The sequence below is a fragment of the Pseudomonas sp. MRSN 12121 genome (assembly GCF_000931465.1).
In the GTDB taxonomy this organism is placed as follows: domain Bacteria; phylum Pseudomonadota; class Gammaproteobacteria; order Pseudomonadales; family Pseudomonadaceae; genus Aquipseudomonas.
Window position 1 is genome coordinate 5,836,298 of the sequence record NZ_CP010892.1, and the last position, 24,199, is coordinate 5,860,496.

16 protein-coding genes, 2 tRNA genes and 3 rRNA genes are annotated in these 24,199 nt (G+C 61.9%); 8 read left to right on the top strand and 13 right to left on the bottom strand.

Features of this window, described 5'->3' with window-relative positions; all coding sequences use genetic code 11:
* Positions 1-132: 132 nt before the first annotated feature.
* Positions 133-948, top strand: a complete 816-nt coding sequence (gene panB / locus TO66_RS26535) for a 3-methyl-2-oxobutanoate hydroxymethyltransferase (protein WP_044465061.1) — start codon at positions 133-135, stop codon at positions 946-948.
* Here the strand turns inward: panB and TO66_RS26540 are convergent.
* A complete protein-coding gene (locus tag TO66_RS26540) occupies positions 936-2,318 on the bottom strand; it encodes a PLP-dependent aminotransferase family protein (RefSeq protein ID WP_044465062.1) in 1,383 nt (460 codons plus the stop codon). The genes panB and TO66_RS26540 overlap by 13 nt on opposite strands.
* Positions 2,319-2,322: 4 nt before the next feature.
* A complete protein-coding gene (locus TO66_RS26545) occupies positions 2,323-2,556 on the bottom strand; it encodes a Pathogenicity locus (protein WP_044465063.1) in 234 nt (77 codons plus the stop codon).
* 113 nt (positions 2,557-2,669) lie between these two features.
* On the opposite strand from TO66_RS26545, the gene TO66_RS26550 reads away from it, so the two are divergent.
* The 3 genes from TO66_RS26550 (at position 2,670) to TO66_RS26560 (ending at position 7,361) form a co-directional block, all read left to right on the top strand.
* Positions 2,670-4,094, top strand: coding sequence for a short-chain fatty acid transporter (locus TO66_RS26550; RefSeq protein ID WP_044465064.1), 1,425 nt, complete (start codon positions 2,670-2,672; stop codon positions 4,092-4,094).
* A 257-nt stretch (positions 4,095-4,351) separates the two neighbouring features.
* Positions 4,352-6,043 (top strand): acid phosphatase, encoded by a 1,692-nt coding sequence (locus TO66_RS26555; RefSeq protein WP_044465065.1) that lies wholly within the window; start codon positions 4,352-4,354, stop codon positions 6,041-6,043.
* Between the two features lie 139 nt (positions 6,044-6,182).
* A complete protein-coding gene (locus tag TO66_RS26560; RefSeq protein ID WP_044465066.1) occupies positions 6,183-7,361 on the top strand; it encodes a hypothetical protein in 1,179 nt (392 codons plus the stop codon).
* Between the two features lie 79 nt (positions 7,362-7,440).
* On the opposite strand, the gene can is transcribed toward TO66_RS26560, so the two are convergent.
* On the bottom strand, positions 7,441-8,085 hold the full coding sequence (gene can, locus TO66_RS26565) for a carbonate dehydratase (protein WP_044465067.1): 645 nt from the start codon (positions 8,083-8,085) through the stop codon (positions 7,441-7,443).
* A 150-nt stretch (positions 8,086-8,235) separates the two neighbouring features.
* On the opposite strand from can, the gene TO66_RS26570 reads away from it, so the two are divergent.
* A complete protein-coding gene (locus TO66_RS26570; protein ID WP_044465068.1) occupies positions 8,236-8,625 on the top strand; it encodes a hypothetical protein in 390 nt (129 codons plus the stop codon).
* A 135-nt stretch (positions 8,626-8,760) separates the two neighbouring features.
* Here TO66_RS26570 and rimI read toward each other — a convergent pair whose 3' ends face one another.
* On the bottom strand, positions 8,761-9,213 hold the full coding sequence (rimI, locus tag TO66_RS26575) for a ribosomal protein S18-alanine N-acetyltransferase (protein WP_044465069.1): 453 nt from the start codon (positions 9,211-9,213) through the stop codon (positions 8,761-8,763).
* A complete protein-coding gene (locus TO66_RS26580; RefSeq protein WP_082061147.1) occupies positions 9,206-9,991 on the bottom strand; it encodes an energy transducer TonB in 786 nt (261 codons plus the stop codon). Before TO66_RS26580 ends, rimI begins: the two co-directional genes overlap by 8 nt.
* Before the next feature lie 180 nt (positions 9,992-10,171).
* Here TO66_RS26580 and mksB point away from each other — a divergent pair, with 180 nt between their 5' ends.
* Genes mksB through mksF form a run of 3 tightly spaced genes read left to right on the top strand, consistent with a single transcriptional unit; the run spans position 10,172 to position 14,992 of the window.
* On the top strand, positions 10,172-11,452 hold the full coding sequence (gene mksB / locus TO66_RS26585) for an Mks condensin complex protein MksB (protein ID WP_044466168.1): 1,281 nt from the start codon (positions 10,172-10,174) through the stop codon (positions 11,450-11,452).
* A complete protein-coding gene (mksE, locus tag TO66_RS26590) occupies positions 11,442-12,152 on the top strand; it encodes an Mks condensin complex protein MksE (protein WP_044465071.1) in 711 nt (236 codons plus the stop codon). The genes mksB and mksE overlap by 11 nt, the downstream gene beginning before the upstream one ends.
* Positions 12,149-14,992 (top strand): Mks condensin complex protein MksF, encoded by a 2,844-nt coding sequence (gene mksF / locus TO66_RS26595; RefSeq protein WP_044465072.1) that lies wholly within the window; start codon positions 12,149-12,151, stop codon positions 14,990-14,992. Before mksE ends, mksF begins: the two co-directional genes overlap by 4 nt.
* A gap of 134 nt (positions 14,993-15,126) precedes the next feature.
* On the opposite strand, the gene TO66_RS26600 is transcribed toward mksF, so the two are convergent.
* The 8 genes from TO66_RS26600 to TO66_RS26635 form a co-directional block, all read right to left on the bottom strand.
* Complete coding sequence (locus TO66_RS26600) at positions 15,127-17,430, bottom strand: PqiB family protein (RefSeq protein ID WP_044465073.1); 2,304 nt, start codon at positions 17,428-17,430, stop codon at positions 15,127-15,129.
* Positions 17,423-18,046: a paraquat-inducible protein A gene (locus tag TO66_RS26605; RefSeq protein ID WP_044465074.1), complete on the bottom strand. Its 624-nt coding sequence runs from the start codon at positions 18,044-18,046 to the stop codon at positions 17,423-17,425. Before TO66_RS26605 ends, TO66_RS26600 begins: the two co-directional genes overlap by 8 nt.
* Complete coding sequence (locus TO66_RS26610) at positions 18,033-18,692, bottom strand: paraquat-inducible protein A (protein ID WP_044465075.1); 660 nt, start codon at positions 18,690-18,692, stop codon at positions 18,033-18,035. The genes TO66_RS26605 and TO66_RS26610 overlap by 14 nt, the downstream gene beginning before the upstream one ends.
* A gap of 148 nt (positions 18,693-18,840) precedes the next feature.
* Positions 18,841-18,956: ribosomal RNA gene (rrf, locus tag TO66_RS26615) — 5S ribosomal RNA — on the bottom strand.
* A 151-nt stretch (positions 18,957-19,107) separates the two neighbouring features.
* Positions 19,108-21,999: ribosomal RNA gene (locus TO66_RS26620) — 23S ribosomal RNA — on the bottom strand.
* Positions 22,000-22,249: 250 nt separating this feature from the next.
* A tRNA-Ala gene (locus TO66_RS26625) sits at positions 22,250-22,325 on the bottom strand.
* Positions 22,326-22,351: 26 nt separating this feature from the next.
* Positions 22,352-22,428: transfer RNA gene (locus TO66_RS26630), tRNA-Ile, on the bottom strand.
* A 65-nt stretch (positions 22,429-22,493) separates the two neighbouring features.
* Positions 22,494-24,030: ribosomal RNA gene (locus TO66_RS26635) — 16S ribosomal RNA — on the bottom strand.
* Together the 16S, 23S and 5S rRNA genes with 2 tRNA genes alongside form the textbook arrangement of a ribosomal RNA operon.
* Positions 24,031-24,199 lie beyond the last annotated feature (169 nt).

Consider the following 24,199-nt stretch of genomic DNA (forward strand, 5'->3'; position numbering starts at 1 on the left):
GGTCTACGCAAACGCCGCGAGGGACAACCGCAACGCCCTCCTGGGTCGTTTTTTAGCGCGATCCTGTGCATTGAATCGCCGCCGCGGACACCAATAATCGGCGACTTTCCCACCCGAGACAGGAAAGCCGCCATGAGCATCCATACCCGCAGCAAACGCCTGACCGTGCCGCAACTGGTGGCCATGAAAGGCCAGCAGAAGATCGTCTCCCTGACCGCCTACACCAGCCACATGGCGCGACTGATGGACCCGTTCGTCGACTTCGTGCTGATCGGCGATTCCACGGCCATGGTCGGCTACGGCCGCACCTCCACCCTGGACATGAGCCTGGAAGAAATCATCGGCCACACGCGCGCCGTGGTCGCCAGCACTCGGCTGGCCTGTGTGATCGCCGACATGCCGTTCGGCAGCTACCAGGAGTCGCCGCAACAGGCCTACCGCAACTGCGCCGAGGTCCTGGCGCGCACCGGCTGCGATGCCCTCAAGCTCGAGGGCGGGCAGGCCCTGGCGCCGACCGTGGAGTTCCTGGTGCAGCGCGGGATTCCGGTGATGGCGCATATCGGCCTGATGCCCCAGTACGTGAACGTCATGGGCGGCTTCAAGGCCCAGGGCCTGAACGACGCCACGGCCCGGGCCATCGAGGCCGACGCCCGCGCCCACCTTGAAGCCGGGGCGTTCAGCCTGCTGCTGGAAGGGGTGGCGGAAAACCTCGCGCGGCGCCTCAGCGATAGCTCCCCGATGCCGACCATCGGCATCGGCGCCTCCCCCGCCTGCGACGGCCAGGTGCTGGTGACCGAGGACCTGCTGGGCCTGGGCGGGCCCCAGGTGCCGCGCTTCGTCAAGCAGTACGCCGATGTCGGGGCGCTGATCAGCCAGGCCTGCGAGCAGTTCGCCGCCGAGGTGCGCGACGGCCGCTTTCCCGAAGCGCGACACTGCTACGGCGTCTGATCGATAGTCCGGGCCAGACGCTGCACCGCACCCGCGATGTCCTGGCGCCAGTCGAGGGTGAAACTCAGCCGCAGGTGATGCCGCCAGAGCCCTTGCTGGCTGAACATCTGCCCCGGTGCGATGACGATGCCCTGGCCCAGCAGTTGCTCATGGACCCGGGCCATGTCGACTGGCCGCGTGGCCTCGGCCCACAGGGTCGCGCCCCCGGCCGGGGGGAGCACACGCAACTGTGCGGCGGCGTGTTCGGCCAGCAGTCCCTGCATCTGCCCCATGCGCTCGCGCAGCATGCCGCGCACTTGAGCCAGGTGCTGATCGACACGGCCGCTGCCCAGCAGCTTGGCCACGGACTTCTGGCGGCTCGGCGACAAGCGGAACCCGCGCTCGAGAAAACGCCGCTGCAAGCGCGCGCCCTGGCCACGGCACAGCACGTAGCCGAAGGGCGCCTCGGAACCGATGAGCTTGTCGAAGGTGGAAAACACCAGCAGCCGCTCGGGATCGGCGTAATCGCGATAACGCGCCGGCGCCGGGCTGAAACAGAACTCGCCATAACTGTCGTTTTCCAACAGCCAGATACCGCGCTCCCCCAGCCAGCGGCACAGCTGCTGTTTGTCCGCCGCGGGCGTCAGGCTGCCGTGGGGCGCGTTCAGCGTCGAGGACAGCAGCGCCAGGCGCACGGGTTCTTGTTGCAACAGCTCCTGCAGCCGCTGTCGATCGAAGCGCCCCGCGGCGTCCAGCGGCAACTCGATCACCCGGATCTGCGCCGCCTGCAATTGCCGCAGGATCGCCCAGGAACAGGGCGACTCCACCAGGGCGACGCTGCCGTTCAATGCCAGGGCCTCCAGCGACACTGCCAGCGCCGCGCGCAGATCCGGCCCGAGAAACACCTGGTCGGCCTGCCAGTAATCCGTGGTCGAGCGGGTGTAGCGCTCGGCCAGCGCCGTGCGCAATTCGGCTTCGCCAAACGGCTGGTACAGCGGCGCCTGGGAGCGCGGGTACTGGCGCACCAGCTCGCGCTCGAGCGTCAACAGGGGCTGGTCCAGGGACAGCAACATCGCCGGGGCGTCGCTGCACAGCGCCAGCATTCCGGGCTGGCGGGCGTAGGCATAGACCCGCTCCGCCAGGTCTGTATCCGTGGCCAGTCCTGTCGCCGGCACCGGGCGGCTGAAGTAGCCCTGCTTGGGCCGGGCGTAGATCCGCCCTTCGTCTTCCAGCAACCCATACGCGTATTTGGTGGTGGAGACCGAGACCTTCAGACGCAGGGCCAGGGCGCGCAATGAGGGCAGGCGCTGCTCGGCCGCGCTGGCCCCGTCCAGCCACTCCACCAGGTAGCGGTAGACGGCCTGATAGGCAAACGGCTTTTCCCGGCTCACCGCCTCAGGCGCCCTTGGCCAGGGCAATCGCGGCCTGGATCGCCGCCCGCGCCTGGGGGCTGTTTTTCCAGCAGCTGGAGCCGACCAGGGCCGAGGCCCGGGTGACGATTTCCAGGGCGTCGGCCCGGGCCAGTTCGGCGAGGGAATCGATGCCCAATTGTTCGAGGCGGGCGATCACGGTTTCGCCGACGCCCTTGAGCTTGAGCAGCGCCTGACGTTCTTCATGGGGAAATGGCATGTGCTTCAGTCCTTTGCAGTGGTGTCCGTTTGTCGCATTCTTGCATGGTTTCGGCCGCGCGACCTGAAGCGACCGACCTCCTGACAACCATAAAAAAGACTTGAGGTACCGACGTGTCCACAGACATCCAAGACAGCCGTTCCGCCCGCTTTGCCCTGCGCTGTTCGAACTGGGCCGAGCGCTGGTTCCCCGACTCCTGGGTATTCGCCGCGCTGGCGGTGATCATCGTGGCCCTGGCGACCATGGCCATGGGCGCCAAGCCCACCGATGCCGCCATGGCCTTCGGCGACGGTTTCTGGAGCCTGATCCCCTTCACCATGCAGATGGCGTTCGTGGTCATCGGCGGTTATGTGGTCGCCAGTTCGCCGCCCGCGGTGAAGCTGATCGACAAACTGGCGCGCATCCCGAACAACGGCCGTTCCGCGGTGGCCTGGGTGGCGCTGATTTCCATGCTCGCCTCGTTGCTCAACTGGGGCCTGTCGCTGGTGTTCGGCGGGCTGCTGGTACGGGCCCTGGCCCGGCGCACCGAGCTGCGCATGGACTACCGCGCCGCCGGCGCCGCGGCCTACCTGGGCCTGGGCGCGGTCTGGGCCCTGGGCCTGTCGTCGTCCGCCGCGCAGTTGCAGGCCAACCCGGCCAGCCTGCCACCGTCGATCCTGGCGATCACCGGGGTGATTCCATTCACCCAGACCATCTTTCTCTGGCAGTCGGGCGTGTTGCTGCTGGCCCTGATCGTGGTGTCGCTGGTCATCGCCTACGCCACCGCGCCGGGCCCGAACTCGGCGCGTGACGCCAAGGCGTGCGGTATCGACCCAAGCTTCAGCATGCCTGCGCCGCAGCCACGCACCCGCCCCGGCGAATGGCTGGAATACAGCCCGCTGCTGACCCTCCTCCTGGCCTTGCTGGCAGCCGGCTGGCTCTACCACGAGTTCGCCACCAAGCCGGCGATCACCGCAATTTCCGGGCTCAACACCTACAACTTCCTGTTCCTGATGGCCGGCGCCTTGCTGCACTGGCGCCCGCGCAGCTTCCTCGATGCGGTGGCCCGCGCAGTGCCGACCACCACCGGGGTGCTGATCCAGTTCCCGCTGTACGGCTCCATCGCCGCGCTGCTGACGGTGGTCAAGGGCGTCGACGGCCAGACCCTGGCCCATCACATCTCGACCTTTTTCACCTCCATCGCCTCCCACGACACCTATGCGCTGCTGATGGGCGTCTACTCGGCGGTGCTCGGCTTCTTCATTCCGTCGGGCGGCGGCAAATGGATCATCGAGGCGCCCTACGTGATGCAGGTAGCCAACGACCTGCAATACCACCTGGGCTGGGCGGTGCAGATCTACAACGCCGCCGAGGCGCTGCCGAACCTGATCAACCCCTTCTACATGCTGCCGCTGCTGGGGGTGCTGGGGCTCAAGGCGCGGGACCTGATCGGCTTCTCCTTCGTCCAGTTGCTGGTCCATGCGCCGCTGGTGCTGGTGCTGGTGTTGCTGTGGGCACTGGGCACCACACTGAGCTACCTGCCGCCTGTGGCCCCCTGATCTTTCGCGAGCCAGTTCCCTCTGTAGGAGTGGGCTGGCTCGTGGTCGGCCGCCAGGCCGGGGCTTGCCCGCCAGTCCGTCATCGCGGGCAAGCCTCGCTCCTACAGAAGCAGTCCTACGCGCTTTTCAGTCTCCCCCTACCAGCGTCTAAGGCCCGTCCCAGAGCCTTCCCTGTAGTATTTCCGTCATATACGGCTGCTACCTTGCAGCCGAAATACTTTGTTACGAATTGACCGAAAGACAGACAGGGACCCGGCATGAGCGACGAAACCCCGCAAGACCCAGCGCAACCCGAACAGCCCGCCGACACCAGCCGCCGGCGTTTTCTCGGCGGTGTGGCGGTGCTGGGCGTGGGCGCGACGCTCAGTGCCTGCAGCCGTTCCGAGACGGTGCCGGGCCAGCCGGCGGAACGCCCGCTGGCCCCCGCCGAAATGGACCGGGCGCTGCGCGACAACGTGAAGAACGTGGTGGTGATCTACGCCGAGAACCGCAGCTTCAACAACCTGTTCGCCGGTTTCCCGGGCCTGGAAAAACCGCTTTCGGCCCTCAAGCCGGCCGACTATCAGCAACGCGACCGCGATGGCAGCCTGCTGCCGGGCCTGCCGCCAGTCTGGGGCGGCGTCGCCCAGGTCGGCCCCCAGATGCTGGACGGAGTGACCTATCCGGTCGGCACCCAGTACCAGGAACAGCTGCCCAACGCGCCCTTCGCCCTCAAGGGACCCAGCGGCGAGGACCTGCCCCTGGGCCTGGTCACCCGCGACTTGTGGCATGTGTTCTATCAGAACCAGATGCAGATCAACGGCGGCAAGAACGACGGTTTCGTCGCCTGGGCCGACTCCGGCGGCCTGCCCATGGGCTACTACGCGCAAAGCCGCTACTCGCTGCGCCTGTGGGACGTGGCCCGGGAATTCGTGCTGTGCGACAACTTCTTCCAGGGCACCTTCGGCGGCTCGTTTCTCAACCACCAGTACCTGATCAGCGCCAGCGCGCCGTTCTATCCAGACGCGGCCAACTCGGTGGCCAGGCCGCAGATCGCCAGCCTGCAGAGCGACGACCCGCTCGATACCCGCCTCAAGCCGCTGGAGCAGTCCCCGGCCAGCGCCATGAGCGGGCCGCCGCAATTCGGGCCGAGCCTGCTGACCCCCGACGGCTACGCGGTCAACACCATGGCCCCGCCCTACTGGCCGACCTGGATCCGCGACCCGGAGCGTCCGGCCTACGCCAAGGCCGACCTGCCCAACGTGCTGGTGCCGCAACGCCACGACACCATCGGCGACAAGCTGTCGCGCAAGGACATCGACTGGGCCTGGTACGCCGGCGCCTGGCAGGTCACGCTGGATGCCTACAAGGATTCGGCGGGGATCCCGAAGATCCCCAACTTCCAGTACCACCACCAGCCGTTCAACTACTTCGTGCAGTTCGGCCCCGAGCATCCGAACGAGCGCAATCGCCACCTGCGCGATGGCGGCCTGGGCGACGAATCGAGCAGCAACCGCTTCCTCGCCGATGCCGAGGCGGGCAAGTTGCCGCCGGTGGCCTTCTACAAGCCCCAGGGCAACCTCAACATGCACGCCGGCTACGCCGACGTGGCGGCGGGCGACCGGCATATCGCGCGCACCCTCAAGGTGCTGCGTGAAAGCCCGCAGTGGCAGCACATGGTGGTGATCGTCACGGTCGACGAAAACGGCGGCTGGTGGGACCACGTCGCCCCGCCCCAGGGCGATCGCAGGGGGCCGGGAACCCGCATCCCGGCGCTGGTGGTGTCGCCGTTCGCGCGCAAGGGCACGGTGGACCACACCGTCTACGACACCGCGTCGATCCTGCGGCTGATCACCCGGGTGTTCCAGCTCGAACAGCTCGACGGCCTCGAGCAGCGCGACGAGGCGATGATCGCCCGGGGGCAGGCGCCCATGGGCGACCTGAGCAACGCCCTGCACTTCCCGGCCTGAGCCCGCGACGGCGGCCGCGCAACCGGCCGCCGTCGGCGCAAAAAAAAGATTTATCCCGCCCGTATCCTTGCCACCCGCTACTGTTCCAGTATGGAACCTACCTCGCCTAGACGAGGCCAACGCTGACAAGGAGCCAAGCATGTTGAAACCCGCAGGACTTTCCCTACCTATCGCCCTCGCCGCCCTGAGCCTCTGCGCCACGGCCCAGGCCGACGTCGACCTGAAGCTGGGCAGCACCCAGCGCGTCACCCAGCTCTTCGCCTACCCCAACAACTGCAACGTGATCTGCTTTCGCAACTGGACGCTGGAGCAGACCGTGGCGCATTACCTGACCCAGAGCGTGCAACGCGATGGCTACGGCGCGGCCAAGGTCGAAGTGAAGACCGACAACAACGAGCTGTACGCCAGCATCAGCGGCGTTCCCCAGGGTTACGACAAACCGTTGCAGGCCCTGCTCGACGCCGGCGACCTGGCCTACCAGGGCGCCAGCAAACTCAACGCCGACGGCAAATGGGCCTACAACTGGTACCTGTTCCTGCCCCTGGGCATGGCCCTGGAGAACCGCAAGAGCGTCGAACTGCTGCATTTCCCGCCGGACTATTCGCTGACCCAGGCCCAGGACTACCTGGAATCGGCCACCACCGACCGCTGGGCCACCCTGCTCACGGCCAACGGCATTGCGGCCGAGCAGACCCCGGGTTACCAGACCATCATCGACATTGCCCCGATCGCCGCGCCCGCCAGCGCCGGCAAGGACCTGGAAGGCGTCTACGGCTACTTCAACAGCTACCAGACCACCATGGTCAAAGAGGTCAGCCAGAACGCCAGCGGCGCGACCTTGCCCATGGTCGCGTTCGGCGCGCCGGTGCGTAACTGGCTCAAGCAGCAGTACGGCGTCACCGTGAACGTACTGGGCCTGGCGCAGATCAGCCCGAGCAGTGGGGTGAAGGTGCCGGTACTGGGCTCCAACCATCCAAGCTATATCTGGTACGCGGCGGATCCGGAGAATTATGACGGCGACCAGGCCAAGGCCGACGCGGCGGGGTTGAAAGTGATGGGGCAGGATTTGAGCGCCGCCTGCTGGCAGGCCGGGATGGGCAGCAAGCCGGGCAGCGACCCGGCAGCGCAGCTGAAAAGCTGCACCCAGACCTGGCAGGTGACCCAGAAAGAACAGACCTGCGTGCTGTTCTACACCTCGGTCCGCAAGCTGACGCCGGAGCAGGCCCAGGCGCAATGCGCCACCGCGCCGGTCAAGACCCAGCTGAAACAGCTGAAAGCGCCGGCCCCCTCGATGAGCACCGAGACGCCGCATATCTGACCACTCACCCGCCAGCCCGCGTCGGCAGGAGATATAGCTTCCTGCCGGCGCGGCGGGTAGGTGATCGGGGTTCAGGGCGTCAAGGCGCTCCGACCGGACGCAGGCGGTACTGCGGCGGCAACTGCTCGAAGCCGCTGATGGTCGCGTTCAGGCTCTTCCAGCGACCGTCCTTGATGCCGTAGATGCAACCGTGGATCGACAGGCTCTGCCCACGATGCCAGGCGTTTTGCACGATGCTGGTATGGCCGACGTTGGCCACTTGCTGAATCACGTTCAACTCGCAGAGACGGTCGACCCGCTCTTCTTCGGTCGCCAGTTGCGCCAGCGTGTCGCGATGCTCGTAGTACAGGTCGCGAATCGAGCGCAGCCAGCCGTCGATCAGGCCCAGCTGGCGGTCCTGCATCGAGGCGCGCACACCGCCACAGCCATAGTGGCCGGTGACCAGGATGTGTTTGACCTTGAGCACGTCCACCGCGTACTGGATCACCGACAGGCAATTGAGGTCGGTGTGCAGCACCACGTTGGCCACGTTGCGGTGTACGAACAAGTCGCCGGGGAGCATGCCGACGATCTCGTTGGCCGGCACCCGGGCGTCCGAACAGCCGATCCACAGGTATTCCGGCGTTTGCTGGCGCGCCAGCTTGGAGAAGAAATCAGGATCTTCCTGCTTGATCGCTTCCGCCCAACGCTCGTTGTTATCAATCAGGTCTTGTAGTTCGTTCATGCTGTGCAGCCTCAGGATTGATGCGTTGTTGTGACAGACGACCACCGATCGGGGTCACGCCTGTCGAAGCAGATACCGCTTGTCCATCCTCCTGGAATCTTGAAGGGCCCCATGGGTCCACCCTTTAAGCCCAAGACACGAGCAATCGCCATGACCGAATCACGACGTCCCTATGGTGCGCCTCAGCCCGAGCCCATCGACGATAACGAAGACCGCATGGGCTCCATGGAGGAGCTGGATTTCGATGAAGACGAACCCGGCGCCCGGGTCGGTGACCCTGGCTCCGTGCATCATCCTGCTCCCGCCAGGCGGCCCCACGGCGCGGGCCTGAGCGGCAACGCCGAGGATGAGCCCGACGACGATGAACTGAGCCCGGAAAATCTGATCCGCGAAGACGGCGCGCGTTCCCCCCGTGAAGCCGGCGATGACGAGCCGGCCGATTGGGATTTGAGCATCGTCGACGAGAACGCCATCGGCGGCGGCGATGGCCTGGACGAGGCCGAACTGGCCCGGCGCGACCCGCTGGACCGCAAGCGCTGAGATCCGTCGCCTGGCTACTGGCGTTAGCTTCTGTCGCCTGGCTACTGACGTTGGCTTCTGTAGGAGCGAGGCTTGCCCGCGATGACGGTGTGGTCAGGCACACCGCTATCGCGGGCAAGCCTCGCTCCTACTCTGTCAATCGACCAGGGTGCAGGCCATGACCAGCGCGTCTTCGCGCCCGCCTATCGCCGGGTAGTAGTCACGGCGGCGACCGACTTCATTGAAACCATAACGTTCGTACAGGCGATAAGCCGTCTGGTTGCTCGAGCGCACTTCAAGGAAGCATTCGCGCGCGCCTTTCTGATAGGCGCGCTTCATCAGCTCTTCCAGCAGGCGCAGGCCCAGGCCACGGCCCTGGCTTTGCGGCTTGACGGTGATATTGAGCAGATGCGCCTCGTCGATGATCACCTGGATCACCCCGTGGCCGACCTGCTGGCTGCCTTCGAACATCAACCAGACTTCATAGGATTTCAGGGCGTCGGTGAAAATCCCGCGGGTCCAGGGATGGCTGAACGCCGCGTATTCGATTTTCAGGATGGCGTCCAGATCCGCCTCGGTGGCCAGGCGGAACGATAAAGCATCACTCATTGCTACTTTTCCAACGCGCCATCAGCCGACGCATGGCTTGCCAGACATCAGCCTTACGCTGTGGCTCTTCCATTAATAGTTCCAGCCCGGGCAAGGCCCAGGCCGATCCCAGGCCTTCGACCTGGAGTTCGCGGTTATAGGCTTGCGCGTCGGCCTCGCCGGCAAAACGTACCGCCGGCAGGCCAACCAGCCACAGGCAGACACAAGGCTCTTCCTCGACCCGCGCGCCGACGAAGGCCTGGACGAAGTCGCGCGCCGCTTCCGGCCCCTGGTCGAGGTTGCCGCGGGTCAGCAGCGGCCAGCGCACCGGCTCGCCGACAATCTGCGGGCTGTCCGGCAGGCCGGCGGCGCGCAGCATGTCCTTGAGCAGCAGATAGGCCGGGTCGCGACGCTGGAAGGCTTCGCCTGTGGGTAACTCCACCAGCAGCAGGCAGGCACCGGCGCGCAGCAATTGCAGGGCGAAACGCGGGGGCGGCACCACCGGGGCCTTGACCGGCGCCGGGGCTTCCTCGGCCTCGATCGTCGGCTTGCTCACCGGACGAACGGCAGCACTGCCCGGACGCGGCACTTCGATTTTCGGCCGTTCGGCAGGCCGGGCCGCCGGCTCCGCCACCGTCTTGGCCACGGGGGCCGCGGCCACCGGGGCCTCGACCACAGGCTCGGCAATCACCAGCAATTCGGGGCGGGACGGCGCCGCAAAGGGCAGTTCGGTGCGCGGCAGCCAGCTGACCACTTGCATGGCGGACAGATAAGCGCGACGGCGGGACTCGATAAGCAAAGGTCGGCCACTTGTGGATAACTGAAGTGAGGGGATTCTACCGTCCTTCGACGAAGATCGCCCGCAGTTGATTCGTCGCAAAATCCGCCCTCAGCGCCCCGACAAGACCGAGGGGTGAATCGTCGGCCTCACGATGCAGTACAATCGCCGCTTTTCATTGCCAACCAGCCGGCCATTCCGATGATCGAACCCAAGCGCGTGTTGCGCGCCCTCGCCGAACACTGGGCACTCCTGGAGCCGCTGTGCGAGCACTTCGACCAAGGCACCCTGAGCCTCGCCGAATTGCGTACACAGCTGGCGACCCAGCAAATCGACAGTACGCCACAGGACATTACCAACCTGCTGGACGTGTGGATTCGCCTGGATATCCTGGTTCCGGTGGCGAAAAGCCCGAACCGTTTCGAACTCAACGCACAGATCCACGACTTCCTAGCCTACCTGCGGCGCGAACACCGCCTGGGCCTGTGCCTGGAAATCGAAGCCTACCTGCGCCACCTCGAACGCCTGGCCGGGTACATCCAGGACGCCTTCGACATCCGCGACGGCCATGACCTGGCCCGCCAGCTGCGCCTGCTCGACATGCGCGTGCGCGATGTACTGAAGAAGCTCGCCAACGACGAACAGGCCCTGGTGGCCGTCGCCGAGCGGGCCAAGACCAGCGACCGGCAGATTCCCCTGCGCCAGCGGTATGCCGAGGTCCTGGCGACCTGGGACGAATACGTCGAGCCGATGATCCAGCTGGTGAACGCCGACGGCGCCTTCGAGCAAGGCGTGCGCAAGGTCGAGAACGTGCTGCTGCGCATGCTCACCGAACAGCAGCGCCTGGGCCACCTGGTGGACGACGACATGCTGCTGCGCACCCACGCGCGGATCCTGGAAATGCAGACCAGCGCCCAGCTGACCCTGCGCCATGCCCGGGAACTGCTGCTGCCGCTGCGTGAAGAAGCCCGCCGCCACAACGCCGTGACCCGCGGCGCGGCCCTGGCCCTGTCGGCCATCCGCCGCAAGGGCATCGACGCCGTGCCACAGGCGGCCATGCCGCTGTTCACCCGTCCGCAAAGCACCTTCCTCGGCAGCTCCGGCCAGGTCGAGGCCTATGTCTACGCCCTGGCCCGCTTCGAGCCGAAGCCGACGCGTTTTCCCAAGGCACACAAGACCCACAAGAGCGGCGACGCGCCACGGGCGCCGCGCACGGTCCGCGAAATGCTCGACCGCTGCGAAGACGCGCTGCCGATGCCGGACCTGATGAGCTGGCTGCTGGAGCAGGAACCGGACGGCGCCACCGACGAGCTGCTGTACTGGTTCTCCCGCCTGTCGCGGGAAAAACGCTTCAAGCGCGAGCGTCTGGAACGCCGCGACTACCACACCCACGAGCACCAGGTCAGCCTGCGCTCCTTCGCCCTGCTCTCGGCCCGCGACGAACAGCCTGAGAATTCTGCGAGCACTCCCCATGCATCTTGATCTTTCCGAACTGTCCCAACTGGCGCCGATCTTTCGCGAGCTGTTCAAGGGTTATCACATCAGCCGCCGCGATCCGGAGCTGTACGCCCAGCTGTCGAACTTCCAGGACCAGTACCGCACCCTGTTCAAGGCCCTGGGCTTCGAGCTGGTCTGCGACACCCGCGGTTTCTATTACTTCGTGCCGGAAAACGCCGCCGCCCAGGTGAACAAGACCGCCCAGCGCCTGGCGCTGTTCACCTTCATCCTGGTGGAGCACCTGGCCGACCAGGGCCGCGACCCGATCTCGGTGCTCGACGGCGGCAGCCTCGGCCGCGACGAACTGCCGTCCCTGCTGGAGAAATACCGCGACCTGTTCATCCAGGCCGAAGTACAGACCCAGGACGAGCTGGAAGAAAAAATCATGCGCCGCATGACCCAGCTGGGTTTTGCCGGCGAGGAGCCAGGCATCTACCGCTTCCTGCCACCGATGCACCGCTTCCTCGACGTGTGCCTGTCGGTGCAGCAGGACCGTGACCTGGCCGCCAGCCTGCACAGCGTGCTGCCGTTGCCGACCCCGGTGCTGATCGACGAAGACAGCGACGAAAAACTGCTGCAGACCGACGACCCGCTGGACCTCAGCGAATTCGCCGAAGGCGCGCAGGAAAGTGAAGAAGACGCTCTGGCCCGCGCCATTGCCGAAGAACAGGAGCTCGACGCATGAGCAAGGAACGCTACGGCATCCGCCGCTTTGCCCTTTTGAATACCGCCGGCTACAGCCTGGGCCTGTTCCCGCTGGAAGAGCCGCTGTCGGTCTACGGTGCGAACAACCTGGGCAAGTCGGCCTCGATCAACGCCCTGCAATTCCCGATCCTGGCGCGCATGTCGGACATGAGCTTCGGCAAGTACAGTCTGGAACAATCGCGGCGCTTCTACTTCGCCTCCGACACCAGCTACATCCTGGTAGAGGTTTCCCTGCCCCATGGCCCGCACGTGATCGGCGTGGCCGGACGCGGCCCGGGTGGCGGCTTCGGCCACCAGTTCTTCGCCTACGCCGGGCAACTGGACCTGGCGCACTACCAGAAGGACGACACCTGCCTGCGGCAGAAAGAGCTGTTCACCAACCTCGAGCGCCAGGGCCTGAAGGCCTATGAGCTCAAGCCGGACGAACTGCGTCGCCTGCTGGTCGGTGGCCACACCTCGATTCCGCTGGACCTGACCCTGATTCCGCTGCGCTCCACCAGCGAGCAGAGCCTGAAGACCTTCCGCGCGCTGTTCATCAACCTGCTGCACATGCGCGAAATCACCGCCGCCAAGCTCAAGCAACTGTTCCTCGACGCGTTCGAGCACAGCCTGCGTTCCGGCAGCGTCGACTACATTGCCGCGTGCGAAGAAGCCTTCCGCGACGTGCGCCGCATGGAGCAGGACTACAACTCCCTGGTGGCCGCCGGCCCCCTGGTGGAAGCCCTGGCCAACGGCGTGAAGCAGCGCGACATCCTGCGCGGCAAGCTGCATCGCCTGTCGCCGCTGCTCGACTCGCTGCTCGGCACCTGGTCCGACTACGCCAGCGCGCGCAAGGAAGAGCTGACCATCCAAGCCGAGCACTACCGCAACGAACAGGACGCGCTGCAGAACGACCAGCGCAGCAGCACCCAGGAAATGATGCGCCTGGAGCGGGAAATCACCGGCACCCAGCGCTGGCTCGGCGAGCTGTCGGTGCTCAAGCACCGCTTCGCCCTGGTGGACGACGTCAAGGTCCTGGAGCAGCAACTGCTGGCGGCCAAGGATGCCCACGACGAACTGGCCGGCGCCCTGGCCCAGTCCCGGCAGTTCTCCGCCGAAGACCTGGAAGAACGCCTGCGCGACCTGGAAAAACGCCTGAAGTCGGTCAAGCAACAGCTCGATCACGCCGACAACAACAGCTATGCGCGGCTGCGCGAAGAGTTCTCCCAGCAGGACGTCGAGCGCCTGATGCGCCTGTTCAACAGCGCGCTGTTCAGCCTGCCGCTGGGCGAGCACGGCATCGCCCTCGACGAGAACGGCGACTGGGTCAAATCCGTGGAGCTGATTCTCGATGGCTTCAAGGGTGAACGTTTCGAAGTACCGGGCCTGTCCATCGACATCTCGCACATCGAGCCGCCGGCCTTGCAGGCCCTGGCCGATCGCGCGGCGCTGCGCGACCAGAAAGAGCGCCTGGAAAAAGAACTCAAGCAACTGAAAACCCAACAGGCGGTAGCCGCCGACCGGGCCGCGAGCAAGACTCAGACCGAAGCGCTGTACCAGCAGGTGCTGGATGCCCAGAAAGCCCTGGAAGACTTCCGCCGCGCCCAGACCCTGAGCGCCGAGGAAGGCGAGAAACTGGAACAGCTGGCGCAGATGGAAGCCGCGCAGGACGAGCTCAAGCGCTCCAGCGACGCGTTCACCGAGCGCGTCCAGCAACTGTCGGCCAAGCTGCAACTGGTGGGCCGGCAGATCGGCGACATGGAAGCCAAGCAACGCACCCTCGACGACGCCCTGCGCCGTCGTCAGCTGTTGCCGGCGGACCTGCCGTTCGGCACACCGTTCATGGAGCCGGTGGACGACTCGATGGACAACCTGCTGCCGCTGCTCAACGACTATCAGGACAGCTGGCAGGGCCTGCAGCGGGTCGATGGCCAGATCGAAGCGCTGTATGCCCAGGTACGCCTCAAGGGCGTGGCCAAGTTCGACAGCGAAGACGACATGGAGCGCCGACTGCAACTGCTGATCAACGCCTATGCGCACCGCACCGACGAAGCCCTGACCCTGGGCAAGGCACGCCGCGCGGCCGTCACCGACATCGCCCGGACCCTGCGCAACATCCGCAGCGACTACGACAGCCTCGAGCACCAGCTGGCGCTGTTCAACCGCGAGATCAACAAGCGCCAGGTATCCAACCTGCAGAGCTTCCGGATCGTCCTCGCGCCGAACAAGGAAGCCCTCAAGCACATCGACCAGATCATCCACAGCGCCGGCCAGTACGAGGAAGGCGAGACCCTGTCGGTGTTCGACCTGAGCCAGAGCGCCGAGCAGGACAACAAGAACGAAGAGGCCAAGGAGTACCTGGCCCGCCTGGTGGCGGCCAACCACAACCAACTGGGCCTCAAGGACCTGTTCGAGCTGGCGTTCGAGATCACCAAGGTCCATGGCCAGCCAGTGATCCACACCGACATCGACGGCGCGGCGTCCAACGGCACCACCATGACCATCAAGGCGCTGACCAACATGTACCTGTTGCTGCACTTGATGGATCGCGACCTGGCCGGCCGTGTACGCCTGCCCTACTACCTCGACGAAGCCGCGGACATCGACGAGAAGAACCAGGCAGCGCTGCTGGAGACCAGCCTGCAACTGGGCTTCGTGCCGATCCTGGCCAGCGTGAAGCCACAGGTGTCGGCCCAGGTCGCCATCGACCTGGAAGGCGGCAGCGGCCCGAACGGCATCTACATCGACGAGGCGGACTGGAAGTACATCCGCCGTCACGATCAGGTCAAGGCGACCCTGAACGTCGAGCAGCAAGCCGAGGCGGAACTGGACGAAGCCTGATTGCTCCACGCTGAAACAGAAAAGGCCGCGATCTTCCGATCGCGGCCTTTTTTCTTCTGTAGGAGCGAGGCTTGCCCGCGATAGCGGTATATCTGCCAGGGCACCAACGCGAGCAAGCTCGCTCCGACAGGCAGTTATTTAGCCAAGGGGATTTTCGGCGCCCAGGTCAGCCACTCGTCCTCGAACTTGTCGAACAAGGGGAACGTCTGCTCCGGCCGCGCCGGATTGCCCATGCGTTCGCCATCCGGCGTGGCAAAGGCGATACCGCCCTGCACCAGGGTCTCCAGCGACTCGGTGCGCACCGTCGCGCCCTTGAACAGGCCGATGTCGATCCCGAACCCGCTGCTGTTCCAGAAACGCGTGCCGCCACGCACCAGCGGCGCATATTTGGGCTCGATCAGGATATGGATCAACACCCGGTCGGCCGTCTGGCCCAGCTCGTAGCCGGTGACCTTGCCCACCGTCACTTCACGGTAGGTCACGGGCACCCCGACTTTCAGCGAACCGCGCCGCGCCGCGCTCAGCACCAGGCTCAAGCCCTCCTCGGCAATCGCCGCCTCCGGCGCCTGGGGCAGGGCGACAAAGCTGGTTTGCGCGCCAAGGTTCTTCGCCGCCGGCTGCACCTCGATGTACTGCCCGGTCACCAGGGTTTCCAGGTTGGCGGTCTTGATCAAGCCGAGCTCCGGCTTGACCACCCAGAACTGGCTGCCAACCCGCGCGATACGCTCCGGTACTTCGGTGATCCGGGCCTTGAGCAGCACCGATTGCAGATCGCTGCTCAGGTCGACGTCCTCGACCTTGCCCACATCCAGGCCCTTGAAGCGAATGGGCGTGCCCGAACGCAAGCCGTCGGCACGATCGACCTTGATGCTGATCAGGGTGCCCTTCTGCGTGGCCGCCTCCTTGTCGGTATACAAGCGGAAACGCGGAATGCGTTTTTTCAGCGGCACGTTGGGTTCCGGGGTGTCGAAAGCGATACCGCCGGCCATCAGGCTCTGCAACGACTCGCTCTTGACCTGGATGCCGCCGGTCAGGCCGCCGGTCAAGGTCACGCCGCTGGCGTTCCAGAAGCGGGTCGAACCATTCACCAGGCCTTCGTATTCCTTCTCGATGTGCACGCCGATCACCAGTTGCTTGCGGGTCCGCGAGAACTGGTAGCTTTGCACCGAGCCGACTTTCACCTGCTTGTAGAGAATCGGGCTGCCGACTTCCAGCGAGCCGAGGTTCTCCGTGAACAGCACCAGGTGCAGGCCGGGGGAGCGCAGGTCCAGCGGCGGCGCCTTAGGCCGCGCCTCGAACTCGCGCTGTGGCGAACCGCCCTTGTCGCCGGGACGCACCGCAATGTAGTTGCCCTTGACCAGGGCTTCCAGGCCGGTGATGCCCGCCAGGGAAATCGATGGCTTGACCACCCAGAACTGGGTGCCTTGTACCAGGTAGTCCTCGGCCAGGGGGTCCAGGGTCAACTCCGCCGTGGCGCTGGACAGATCCGGATCGACCTTGAGCGCCTTCAGGTTCCCGACCTGGATCCCCTTGTACATGACCGGCGTGCGGCCTGCCTGGAGCCCTTCGAAATCGCTGAGCTTGACCTTGACCCGGATGCCCGCCTGCGCCGCATCGAAATCCTCGTAGAGACGGAACGGCAGGCTCGGGTCGGTGGGTGGGCTATCCCGGCGATTCTCCGGGGTGGCAAAGGCAATGCCGCCCGCCACGATGCTGGCCAGGGATTCGCTGCGGACTTTCACTCCCGACAGATTGGCGTCGATGCTGACGCCGCTGGCATTCCAGAAACGCGTGTGTTTACGCACCAGATTGGCGTAGGTCGGCTCGATGAAGACCTTGATCTCGACCGTGTTCTGGTCTTCGGAGAGCAGGTAGCTTTTCACCTGGCCCACCTGGATCTGCTTGTAGAACACCGGGCTGCCCCGGTTCAGCGACCCCAGGCGATCGGCCTTGATGGTCAGGTGCAGGCCCGGCTTGGCATCCGATAATGGCGGCTCTTCGGCCAGCGCCTTGAACTTGCGCTCGGGCTCGCCCTCGCCCGGGCTGATCGCGATGTAGTTACCCGACACCAGCGTCTCCAGGCCCGTGATCCCGGCCAGGGTCACACTCGGCTTGACCAGCCAGAAGCGCGTGTTGTGCTTCAGGTATTGCTGCACGTCCTTGTTCATCTCGACAGTGGCGATCACCCCCCGCGTATTGCCTTCGTCATCCAACGCCAGAGCCTTGACCTTGCCCACCGACATGCCTTTGTAGACCACTTCGGTCTTGTTGGCCTGGATACCCTCGCCGCTTTCGAAGCGCACCTGGATCTCGATGCCGGTCTGGTTGTAGGCACGCCAGCCCAGCCATCCGCCGATCAGCAGCGCGATCAGGGGCAGGACCCAGATGGCCGACCAATTCGAGGCCGGTCGGGTTTTAGCTTTAGGCAAATCACTCATTGTCGTCGTCCGACTCCGTGTTATCCCAAATCAGTCGGGGATCAAAAGTTACTGCGGCGAGCATCGTCAGGATCACCACACTGGCAAAGGCCACTGCACCGAGGTTGGCCTCGATGCTGGCCAGCCGGCCAAAGTTCACGACCGCCACCAGGATGGCGATCACAAAGATATCCAGCATCGACCAGCGCCCGATGAACTCGATAAAGCGATACATCAAGATGCGCTGGCGTGCCGACAACGGCTGGTGCCGCTGGACCGAAAACAGCAGCAGGGCGATGCCTACCAGCTTGAACGTGGGCACCAGGATACTGGCGATGAACACCACCGCGGCAATCGGGATCATGCCGTGCTGCACCAGTACGATCACGCCCGACATGATGGTGCTGGGATCGCCTTGCCCTAACGAGGTGACCGTCATGATCGGCAGCATATTGGCGGGGATATACAGGATCGCCGCGGTAATCAGCAGTGCCCAGGTACGCATGATGCTGTTCGGGCGACGAGCATGTACTTGGGCGCCGCAGCGGGTGCAGGTCTGCCGATCGGTATCGGGCTCCTGCCGGTTCAGCTCATGGCATTCATTACAAATCAGGATGCCTGCATCAATGGCTCGCATGTGCATCCTCTCCCGCCAGGGCATCCCAGATCTGATGAGGTGACATGACCACCTCCAACCACACCTGGATCAGCAACAATCCCACAAAACACACCAGGCCCAGGCCGACGGTGAGGGCTGCGAGGTCCGCCAGCTTGACGATGGCGACCAATACGCCCATCAGGTAGACCTCGAGCATGCCCCAGTCGCGCAAGTGGTGATAAATGCGGTACAGCAACAGCCCGTAACCACGCCCGATATCCAGGCGGATACTCAGGAGCACCAATAACTGGCAGATCAGCTTGAGCAATGGGATGCCCATGCTGCAGAGGAACACCACCACCGCCACACCCTGCATATCGGTATTGAACAAACCGACGACACCGCTCCATACGGTGTCTTGCGAGAATTGGCCGAGCAGATCGAGCTGCATGATGGGTAGGAAATTCGCCGGGACATATAGCAGCAACGCCGCAATCACCAAGGCCAGGCTGCGGTCGACGACGTTGTGACGGTGGGCGTAGAGCTCATAGCCACAGCGGGGACACTGGGCTTTTTCTCCGAGGGCCAGCTCAGGCTTGCGCATCAGCAAATCACATTCGTGGCAGGCCACCAGGTCTTGTAGCGGCAGCTTTGACAGCCCTGGGGCGTCAACCGTATCTGACATATCAGGTTCTGGCTCTAAAAAGGCGTGGGGCTATTCTAGAGATCCGTCCCGGAAATAACTGTGCAAAATTGTGTGGGGCAAGAAACATATTTCTCGCGCGCAAAAACAAAACCCCAATTGCTTTCGCAATTGGGGTTTCGGAATTTAATCTTGACGATGACCTACTCTCACATGGGGAAACCCCACACTACCATCGGCGATGCATCGTTTCACTTCTGAGTTCGGGATGGGATCAGGTGGTTCCAATGCTCTATGGTCGTCAAGAAATTCGGTAGCCGATTCGTTACAGGAGTAACGCCTCAGCGAATGGGTATGTAATAGCGGGTGCTTTGTGAGCAATACGAACTTTCGGTTCTTGCGTCTTCACACACCGCAATCTGGTCTCTTTCGAGTTCGCAGATTGCTTGGGTGTTATATGGTCAAGCCTCACGGGCAATTAGTATCGGTTAGCTCAACGCCTCACAGCGCTTACACACCCGACCTATCAACGTCGTAGTCTTCGACGGCCCTTTAGGGAACTCAAGGTTCCAGTGAGATCTCATCTTGAGGCAAGTTTCCCGCTTAGATGCTTTCAGCGGTTATCTTTTCCGAACATAGCTACCCGGCAATGCCACTGGCGTGACAACCGGAACACCAGAGGTTCGTCCACTCCGGTCCTCTCGTACTAGGAGCAGCCCCTCTCAAATCTCAAACGTCCACGGCAGATAGGGACCGAACTGTCTCACGACGTTCTAAACCCAGCTCGCGTACCACTTTAAATGGCGAACAGCCATACCCTTGGGACCGGCTTCAGCCCCAGGATGTGATGAGCCGACATCGAGGTGCCAAACACCGCCGTCGATATGAACTCTTGGGCGGTATCAGCCTGTTATCCCCGGAGTACCTTTTATCCGTTGAGCGATGGCCCTTCCATACAGAACCACCGGATCACTAAGACCTACTTTCGTACCTGCTCGACGTGTCTGTCTCGCAGTCAAGCGCGCTTTTGCCTTTATACTCTACGACCGATTTCCGACCGGTCTGAGCGCACCTTCGTACTCCTCCGTTACTCTTTAGGAGGAGACCGCCCCAGTCAAACTACCCACCATACACTGTCCTCGATCCGGATAACGGACCTGAGTTAGAACCTCAAAGTTGCCAGGGTGGTATTTCAAGGATGGCTCCATGAGAACTGGCGTCCCCACTTCAAAGCCTCCCACCTATCCTACACAAGCAAATTCAAAGTCCAGTGCAAAGCTATAGTAAAGGTTCACGGGGTCTTTCCGTCTAGCCGCGGATACACTGCATCTTCACAGCGATTTCAATTTCACTGAGTCTCGGGTGGAGACAGCGCCGCCATCGTTACGCCATTCGTGCAGGTCGGAACTTACCCGACAAGGAATTTCGCTACCTTAGGACCGTTATAGTTACGGCCGCCGTTTACCGGGGCTTCGATCAAGAGCTTCGCGTTAGCTAACCCCATCAATTAACCTTCCGGCACCGGGCAGGCGTCACACCCTATACGTCCACTTTCGTGTTTGCAGAGTGCTGTGTTTTTAATAAACAGTCGCAGCGGCCTGGTATCTTCGACCGGCATGGGCTTACGGAGCAAGTCCTTCACCCTCACCGGCGCACCTTCTCCCGAAGTTACGGTGCCATTTTGCCTAGTTCCTTCACCCGAGTTCTCTCAAGCGCCTTGGTATTCTCTACCCAACCACCTGTGTCGGTTTGGGGTACGGTTCCTGGTTATCTGAAGCTTAGAAGCTTTTCTTGGAAGCATGGCATCAACCACTTCGTCACCTAAAAGGTAACTCGTCATCAGCTCTCGGCCTTGAAACCCCGGATTTACCTAAGATTTCAGCCTACCACCTTAAACTTGGACAACCAACGCCAAGCTGGCCTAGCCTTCTCCGTCCCTCCATCGCAATAACCAGAAGTACAGGAATATTAACCTGTTTTCCATCGACTACGCTTTTCAGCCTCGCCTTAGGGACCGACTAACCCTGCGTCGATTAACGTTGCGCAGGAAACCTTGGTCTTTCGGCGTGGGTGTTTTTCACACCCATTGTCGTTACTCATGTCAGCATTCGCACTTCTGATACCTCCAGCAAGCTTCTCAACTCACCTTCACAGGCTTACAGAACGCTCCTCTACCGCATCACTTACGTGATACCCGTAGCTTCGGTGTATGGTTTGAGCCCCGTTACATCTTCCGCGCAGGCCGACTCGACTAGTGAGCTATTACGCTTTCTTTAAAGGGTGGCTGCTTCTAAGCCAACCTCCTAGCTGTCTAAGCCTTCCCACATCGTTTCCCACTTAACCATAACTTTGGGACCTTAGCTGACGGTCTGGGTTGTTTCCCTTTTCACGACGGACGTTAGCACCCGCCGTGTGTCTCCCATGCTCGGCACTTGTAGGTATTCGGAGTTTGCATCGGTTTGGTAAGTCGGGATGACCCCCTAGCCGAAACAGTGCTCTACCCCCTACAGTGATACATGAGGCGCTACCTAAATAGCTTTCGAGGAGAACCAGCTATCTCCGAGCTTGATTAGCCTTTCACTCCGATCCACAGGTCATCCGCTAACTTTTCAACGGTAGTCGGTTCGGTCCTCCAGTCAGTGTTACCTAACCTTCAACCTGCCCATGGATAGATCGCCCGGTTTCGGGTCTATACCCAGCGACTAAACGCCCTATTAAGACTCGCTTTCGCTACGCCTCCCCTATTCGGTTAAGCTCGCCACTGAATATAAGTCGCTGACCCATTATACAAAAGGTACGCAGTCACAGAACAAAGTCTGCTCCCACTGCTTGTACGCATACGGTTTCAGGATCTATTTCACTCCCCTCTCCGGGGTTCTTTTCGCCTTTCCCTCACGGTACTAGTTCACTATCGGTCAGTCAGTAGTATTTAGCCTTGGAGGATGGTCCCCCCATATTCAGACAAAGTTTCTCGTGCTCCGTCCTACTCGATTTCATGACTAAGAGACTTTCGCGTACAGGGCTATCACCCACTATGGCCGCACTTTCCAGAGCGTTCCGCTAATCTCAAAGCCACTTAAGGGCTAGTCCCCGTTCGCTCGCCACTACTAAGGGAATCTCGGTTGATTTCTTTTCCTCAGGGTACTTAGATGTTTCAGTTCCCCTGGTTCGCCTCTTGCACCTATGTATTCAGTACAAGATAACCAGCTTATGCTGGCTGGGTTCCCCCATTCAGAGATCTCCGGATCAAAGTCTGTTTGCCGACTCCCCGAAGCTTATCGCAGGCTACCACGTCTTTCATCGCCTCTGACTGCCAAGGCATCCACCGTATGCGCTTCTTCACTTGACCATATAACCCCAAGCAATCTGGTTATACTGTGAAGACGACATTCGCCGAAAATTCGCAATGCTCTTAAGAGCCACTCACAAATTTTACCTTAGCCTGATCCACTACCAGTGAAAGTAGTGTTCAGTCTATCTTTCTATCACATACCCAAATTTTTAAAGAACGATTCTGATAAAGATCAGAAATCAACATTCATCGCCACTTGGGCGGAATGCTCATTTCTAAGCTTTAAACGATGGACACCAATCTGTAATGGTGGAGCCAAGCGGGATCGAACCGCTGACCTCCTGCGTGCAAGGCAGGCGCTCTCCCAGCTGAGCTATGGCCCCGTATCGCTACAGGGTGCACCAGTAATTGGTGGGTCTGGGCAGATTCGAACTGCCGACCTCACCCTTATCAGGGGTGCGCTCTAACCAACTGAGCTACAGACCCAATCGTCTTCTTCAATGAATCAAGCAATTCGTGTGGGAGCTTATGAAGCAGCTGATGTCGTCGATTAAGGAGGTGATCCAGCCGCAGGTTCCCCTACGGCTACCTTGTTACGACTTCACCCCAGTCATGAATCACACCGTGGTAACCGTCCCCCCGAAGGTTAGACTAGCTACTTCTGGTGCAACCCACTCCCATGGTGTGACGGGCGGTGTGTACAAGGCCCGGGAACGTATTCACCGCGACATTCTGATTCGCGATTACTAGCGATTCCGACTTCACGCAGTCGAGTTGCAGACTGCGATCCGGACTACGATCGGTTTTGTGGGATTAGCTCCACCTCGCGGCTTGGCAACCCTCTGTACCGACCATTGTAGCACGTGTGTAGCCCAGGCCGTAAGGGCCATGATGACTTGACGTCATCCCCACCTTCCTCCGGTTTGTCACCGGCAGTCTCCTTAGAGTGCCCACCATAACGTGCTGGTAACTAAGGACAAGGGTTGCGCTCGTTACGGGACTTAACCCAACATCTCACGACACGAGCTGACGACAGCCATGCAGCACCTGTCTCAATGTTCCCGAAGGCACCAATCCATCTCTGGAAAGTTCATTGGATGTCAAGGCCTGGTAAGGTTCTTCGCGTTGCTTCGAATTAAACCACATGCTCCACCGCTTGTGCGGGCCCCCGTCAATTCATTTGAGTTTTAACCTTGCGGCCGTACTCCCCAGGCGGTCAACTTAATGCGTTAGCTGCGCCACTAAGAGCTCAAGGCTCCCAACGGCTAGTTGACATCGTTTACGGCGTGGACTACCAGGGTATCTAATCCTGTTTGCTCCCCACGCTTTCGCACCTCAGTGTCAGTATCAGTCCAGGTGGTCGCCTTCGCCACTGGTGTTCCTTCCTATATCTACGCATTTCACCGCTACACAGGAAATTCCACCACCCTCTACCATACTCTAGCTCGCCAGTTTTGGATGCAGTTCCCAGGTTGAGCCCGGGGATTTCACATCCAACTTAACGAACCACCTACGCGCGCTTTACGCCCAGTAATTCCGATTAACGCTTGCACCCTCTGTATTACCGCGGCTGCTGGCACAGAGTTAGCCGGTGCTTATTCTGTCGGTAACGTCAAAATACTCACGTATTAGGTAAGTACCCTTCCTCCCAACTTAAAGTGCTTTACAATCCGAAGACCTTCTTCACACACGCGGCATGGCTGGATCAGGCTTTCGCCCATTGTCCAATATTCCCCACTGCTGCCTCCCGTAGGAGTCTGGACCGTGTCTCAGTTCCAGTGTGACTGATCATCCTCTCAGACCAGTTACGGATCGTCGCCTTGGTGAGCCTTTACCTCACCAACTAGCTAATCCGACCTAGGCTCATCTGATAGCGCAAGGCCCGAAGGTCCCCTGCTTTCTCCCGTAGGACGTATGCGGTATTAGCGTCCGTTTCCGGACGTTATCCCCCACTACCAGGCAGATTCCTAGGCATTACTCACCCGTCCGCCGCTCTCAAGAGGTGCAAGCACCTCTCTACCGCTCGACTTGCATGTGTTAGGCCTGCCGCCAGCGTTCAATCTGAGCCATGATCAAACTCTTCAGTTCAAACATCTTTGGGTTTTGAGAAAACCCTAAACTTGGCTCAGCAATCGTTGGTTACATCTTTGATTTCTCGCGGAGTAACTTGTGATGCTGATAATCTTTTTGACTATCAGTCTGACTCCACAAGCACCCACACGAATTGCTTGATTCAGTTGTTAAAGAGCGGTTGGTT

Excerpts from the sequence above, each read along its gene's own strand:
- mksF (WP_044465072.1), top strand. The coding sequence starts at position 12,149 with ATGAGCAAGGAACGCTACGGCATCCGCCGCTTTGCCCTTTTGAATACC.
- mksE (WP_044465071.1), top strand. The coding sequence starts at position 11,442 with ATGCATCTTGATCTTTCCGAACTGTCCCAACTGGCGCCGATCTTTCGC.
- TO66_RS26605 (WP_044465074.1), bottom strand. The coding sequence starts at position 18,046 with ATGCGAGCCATTGATGCAGGCATCCTGATTTGTAATGAATGCCATGAG.
- TO66_RS26555 (WP_044465065.1), top strand. The coding sequence starts at position 4,352 with ATGAGCGACGAAACCCCGCAAGACCCAGCGCAACCCGAACAGCCCGCC.
- panB (WP_044465061.1), top strand. The coding sequence starts at position 133 with ATGAGCATCCATACCCGCAGCAAACGCCTGACCGTGCCGCAACTGGTG.
- TO66_RS26570 (WP_044465068.1), top strand. The coding sequence starts at position 8,236 with ATGACCGAATCACGACGTCCCTATGGTGCGCCTCAGCCCGAGCCCATC.
- can (WP_044465067.1), bottom strand. The coding sequence starts at position 8,085 with ATGAACGAACTACAAGACCTGATTGATAACAACGAGCGTTGGGCGGAA.
- TO66_RS26610 (WP_044465075.1), bottom strand. The coding sequence starts at position 18,692 with ATGTCAGATACGGTTGACGCCCCAGGGCTGTCAAAGCTGCCGCTACAA.
- mksB (WP_044466168.1), top strand. The coding sequence starts at position 10,172 with ATGATCGAACCCAAGCGCGTGTTGCGCGCCCTCGCCGAACACTGGGCA.
- TO66_RS26600 (WP_044465073.1), bottom strand. The coding sequence starts at position 17,430 with ATGAGTGATTTGCCTAAAGCTAAAACCCGACCGGCCTCGAATTGGTCG.
- TO66_RS26545 (WP_044465063.1), bottom strand. The coding sequence starts at position 2,556 with ATGCCATTTCCCCATGAAGAACGTCAGGCGCTGCTCAAGCTCAAGGGC.
- rimI (WP_044465069.1), bottom strand. The coding sequence starts at position 9,213 with ATGAGTGATGCTTTATCGTTCCGCCTGGCCACCGAGGCGGATCTGGAC.
- TO66_RS26560 (WP_044465066.1), top strand. The coding sequence starts at position 6,183 with ATGTTGAAACCCGCAGGACTTTCCCTACCTATCGCCCTCGCCGCCCTG.